A 4,592-nucleotide genomic window follows, 5' to 3' on the forward strand; every position below is an offset into this window, starting at 1 on the left:
GCCCGAGAATAGACAGGCGCAGCACCGGGACGCGAAGTTCCTCCCTGAGCCTGCTGCCTGTGAGCCGGATTACGATTGTGAAGAAGAATAACGAGGATACCAGCCCTGCGGTGGCATACGGACCAGGGTGTGCGTTCCACGGCCTGGATACGCCCCTCACTGCTCCCACAGCGAGAGAAGGGATGAACGCTGTCCAGATCAGGACGGCAACTACGATACCGGTAGCGGCCGACGTTATTAGGGCCGACACGTACCCAGCAGGCCTTACCCTGCTGAACTCGTCGTACAGCATGGACCTTGTCCACAGAACCGCAAGCAACCCCAAGACCAGCGCAGCCCCGGACACCACCACGCTCGGGAGAGCCGGCAACGACACAACCCTTCCCAGAACCCAAAAGGCCAGATAGGTCCCGGAGACTCGCGCCGGGGCGCCTCCAGCGAACGTAGCCACGAGGGCCAGCGCCGCATCAGCAGCACACGCAATCGAGGCTCCGTCCACCAAGTCAGGTAGGTCCCACCGTGGATCGGGGGAGACCGGACTCGAGGTCTGCCCACGGGCAGAAGAGACGGTGACCGCCGGGATCCCCGCCGCAAGCAGGGGCGAGTGATCACCCGGCACCTCCCCCAGGAGGCTCTTTGTCGTGTCGAACCGCACGCTCACTCCGGCGTCTCTCAGTCCGGCCACGACCCGTCTGAAGTCCGGAGCCGCCAGGGCCCGCCCATCGCCCCACGGAACCACCTCAACATCGCAACCCCGACCGACTGAATCAAGGTTGATCGCCAAAGCCACATCGCCGGGACTGAATGGGATATCGGGTCCGCCGCGGGCGAGCGATTCAGCTCCTGCATTCGCTGGGTTCGTTGCCCCGAAAGCAACGAACGCCAGGCTTGTGCCCGGCCGTGACGAAGACAGCACCCTGGCCGCCTCGAGCATCGCCGCCACACCCGACGCGTTATCATTGGCTCCCGGGGCATCGGGACCCACTGTGTCCAGCTGCGCGCTGACCATGATCACCCGAGGGTCGCCCCCGCGGGCAATGCCGATGACGTTCTGGGATGCGGTCTCCGAGTTCTTGGTCACATGAGTGAACGGCTGCCTCACGACCTCATACCCATACTCAGCAAGGCGCAGTGCGACGTAGTCCGCCGCCCGGGCCTCACTCGTCGTGCCGGCCGGTCGGGGACCGATGCGCCCGGCAAGCTCCCGCACGTGCACGAGAACTCGCGATGCGTCTGCCCTGCGCTCCGGGACCGCCCCAACGCCCCGTGGCAGCAGAATCAGCATTATGGCCAGGAAGAGGACGCCTGTAACCAGGCCGGCGGGGTGCGGCCGGCGGCGGGCGGCGCCTCCCGCGCCCGTGCGTATCACCTTGTGTGCTCCACCTCTATCCTGCCCGCACCGATCTTCACCGTGAGATCAAGGCGCGATGCAGCGCGGTCGTAATCAGGCGAAAGGTACCTGCGGCTCGAGCCCAGGTCCCTTGTGGAGTACTTGGTCCCGTCCACCCACAGACTCCCGGCTCCAATCGACGCGTCGACACGGAGCCCCATGCCCTCTGGGATCAGGATCACCATCTTACCAGCACCGACTTCCACATCGGCGGTCACGGTCCCTGTAGTCTGGGCACCCGTGAGATCGAGGTAGCCCGTCCCGGACCCGACTGACCCTTTGATACGCCTCGCCCCCACGTTGCCAAGTTGCGAGATGTGGACGGTTCCGGCGCCCGCCTCAAACTGAACCGCAGGGTTCCCTGCCGCTCTTATGTCGCCGGGAGTCGGGAACCCCACCTTCGCCTCCCCGGCCCCGACTGCGAGCTCGAGCCGGGTAGCGGTGAGGCCGTCGAAGGCTGCATCGAGATTGCCCGCGCCCACCCTGAACTTGAGCGACGTGGGGATCTCGGGTCTGCCCAGGGTTACCCTGTGCTCATTACGGTACCGGAAAGGCACCGGGAAGAAGGATGTCCACCGAGTATCGGTGCCGTACTTCACTGAGAGCCTCCTGCCTGAGGCCGACACGTCGAGTTCGGGTTCATCGCGGTCGCGCACATAGGTAGCCGTGGCGTCCAGGATGTTCTGTGTAGCCCCTGTGGACGCGAACACCTGGCCGGCCCCTATGGAGATCTCAAGATCCACCTCCGACGGCCTGTACTGGTCGTAGCTCACCGCCAGTTGCTTGGTCCTTTCGGCTCCCGGGGCTTCTCCCCACCTCATCCCGTCGAAGGCTCCCGGAACTACGTTGGAGGCCACGAAGAGGCCGAGTATGACCAAGAAGACAACGAACAGGAACCCGACAACCCGGCTGCCTCTGCCGAAGAAGATCGATACGCCCCAGATGATGAGGAGGACAGGCCAGTACCGCCAGAGCGATCCCCATACATCCCAGCGTAGGATGCCCGTGGTGTTGAGCAGCAGGAGCACGCCGATGGCGATCAGAATGAGTGGACCTGCAAGGTCCCCGACCCCCCGTCTTTCCATCAGATGGAAGGCCTCCTTTTGGCTTCCCTTAGTTAGTGAGTTTGAAGGAGCCACGCTGTACCTGTATTCGCCTACGTTCACTCGTTTCCTCCCGTCTGCGAAGACAGATCGATGCCCTCCCGCATAGTCTGACTGTGATCGCAAGATGCGCTTGGGAGGGAGTCCAATGAGGAGTCGAGCCAACGTCAGACGGATGTTCGGGGGAAACACGTCGCGCGGGTTCTTCTCACTGTACAGCAATATCATAGACCAGGAAGCCACAAGAATAATCGTCATAAAAGGCGGCCCCGGCGTCGGCAAGTCCACCTTCATGAAATACATAGGAGACAGCATGGTTGAAAAGGGCCACGACGTTGAGTACTTTCACTGCTCGTCGGACCCGGAGTCCCTCGACGGGCTAGTCATTCCTGGATTGCGGGTGGCTCTGATCGACGGGACCGCGCCACACATAGTCGACCCCAGGTTCCCCGGCGCGGTGGATGAAATCCTGCACCTCGGCGACTACTGGGACGAGGCCGCGATGCGTTCACACCGGCAGGAGATCATACGCCTCACCAAGGAGGTAGGATGCCTCTTCCAGCGGGCATACAGGTTCCTCCGGGCCGCCGGGGACATCCTCGACGACTGGAGCGACGCCAACTCCGAGGCCCTGGATTTCGGCGAAGCCAACCGAGTAGCCCGGACTGTGCTCGACGAGACAGTGGATAACGCTGAAGTGGCGGCGTCACCTGGTCACGAGCGCCATCTCTTCGCCAGCGCCATCACACCGTTGGGTTTCGTAAACTACCTGGACACCGTGGTCAGCGGATGCCCAAGAAGATTCATACTGGAAGGCGGGCCCGGGTCAGGCAAGTCCACCCTCATCTCCAAGGTCGCACAGCGTGTCGTGGAATGTGGATACGACGTGGAACTCTACCACTGCTCCTTGAACCCGTCCAGCCTTGAACACCTGGTCGTGCCGGCCCTGGGTGTGGCCGTGATCACCTCCGTAGAACCGCACCTATGGGTCCCGGCTGCCGACCACGGGCCAGATGAAGTCCTGGTCGACATGGACCAGTGCCTGGATCCCCGGGCTGTCGACAAGAACGCGGAGGTCATCGCCTATGACCGCGAGATGATGAACAAGATGATGGATCGGGCTGTGATCTTCCTCAAGCAGGCACTCGAGGCACATGACACCCTCGAATCTTTCTACATCCCAAACATCGACTTTGACGCAGTGCGCGGGATCCGGGAGCAGACGCTCCAGCGGATACTCGGCTGGGAAAAGGAGATGGAGGCGGGAATCTGAAGACGGCGCAAGGTCCCGACCCAGAGCAACCCTAGAGGAGGACCTCGACGACATCCCGGTCGATCCGCCGCATCGTCTCCGTGAGCTTGGCAACCAGCGCAGGATCGTCCTTGCACGCTGCACGGACCTGGCGAAGAAGGTCGATGCCGCGGCGGAAGGCCGACACTATGTCCCCTTCGGCGTACCCGCCTCCGCGCACCAGTTCAGCGAAGTCCACCCCCTGGCTCCACTTGTAGGCGAGCGGCGCCAGGCCTGTGAAGAACTGGACCGTGCTGGATCCGAGGAAGCTCTCCTCCACCAGCTCGATTTCGGAGGCGATCTCCCGGATTCGATCGACATCGAATGGCACTGACCGGGCGGGGAACTCACCCCGCCTTGGTTCATAGTCTATACACACTGCGAGAGAGGCTATCTGATCCGGGTCGAACTCATGGAAGACTCCGGCGAAGATCAACTCGGTAACGAGAAGCTCCTGGGTGTGAATCTCACGGGCGATCTCCCCGCGGGACCTGAGCTGCCCATCCTTGATATACCCGAGCCTCTCAAGCAGGGCCTGTTTGCGGTTGAACTCATGTACAAACCTGTCCTCGCTGCCAAGCCTTCGCATGCGCTCATAGAGACTCTGCATCCTCCCGACCACCAACCCTCGCTTGGCCAGAAGCTTCCGGCACGCCCTCCGCTCGCCCCTGCCACACTCCCGGGACCTGAGTCCGGCAATCTCCGCGCGAACGGACTCCAGCTCCGCCCTGAGTGCGTCCCTTTTCTCACGCGTCCGGCGCCTCTTGGCGAGGCGCCTCAGCTTGGCACGGAGCTCGGCGAGCTTGGC

Annotated in this window: 4 protein-coding genes; 1 reads left to right on the forward strand and 3 read right to left on the reverse strand. The window is 62.8% G+C overall.

The features are described 5' to 3' along the window. Both NUW23_10995 and NUW23_11000 read right to left on the reverse strand, forming a co-directional pair. A partial coding sequence (locus NUW23_10995; GenBank protein MCR4426689.1) for a M28 family peptidase occupies positions 1-1,369 on the reverse strand: 1,369 nt, incomplete at its 3' end. Then, positions 1,366-2,475: a cell wall-active antibiotics response protein gene (locus tag NUW23_11000; protein ID MCR4426690.1), complete on the reverse strand. Its 1,110-nt coding sequence runs from the start codon at positions 2,473-2,475 to the stop codon at positions 1,366-1,368. The genes NUW23_11000 and NUW23_10995, both read right to left, overlap by 4 nt. A 166-nt stretch (positions 2,476-2,641) precedes the next feature. Here NUW23_11000 and NUW23_11005 point away from each other — a divergent pair, with 166 nt between their 5' ends. Further along, the gene (locus NUW23_11005) at positions 2,642-3,766 is read left to right on the forward strand and encodes a PRK06851 family protein (protein MCR4426691.1); all 1,125 of its coding nucleotides are present in this window, start codon (positions 2,642-2,644) and stop codon (positions 3,764-3,766) included. A 31-nt stretch (positions 3,767-3,797) separates the two neighbouring features. On the opposite strand, the gene NUW23_11010 is transcribed toward NUW23_11005, so the two are convergent. Continuing rightward, the coding region (locus NUW23_11010) for a hypothetical protein (protein ID MCR4426692.1) at positions 3,798-4,592 on the reverse strand (795 nt) is incomplete at its 5' end.

This window comes from Bacillota bacterium (assembly GCA_024655925.1).
Taxonomy (GTDB): Bacteria; Bacillota; DTU025; order DTU025; family JANLFS01; genus JANLFS01.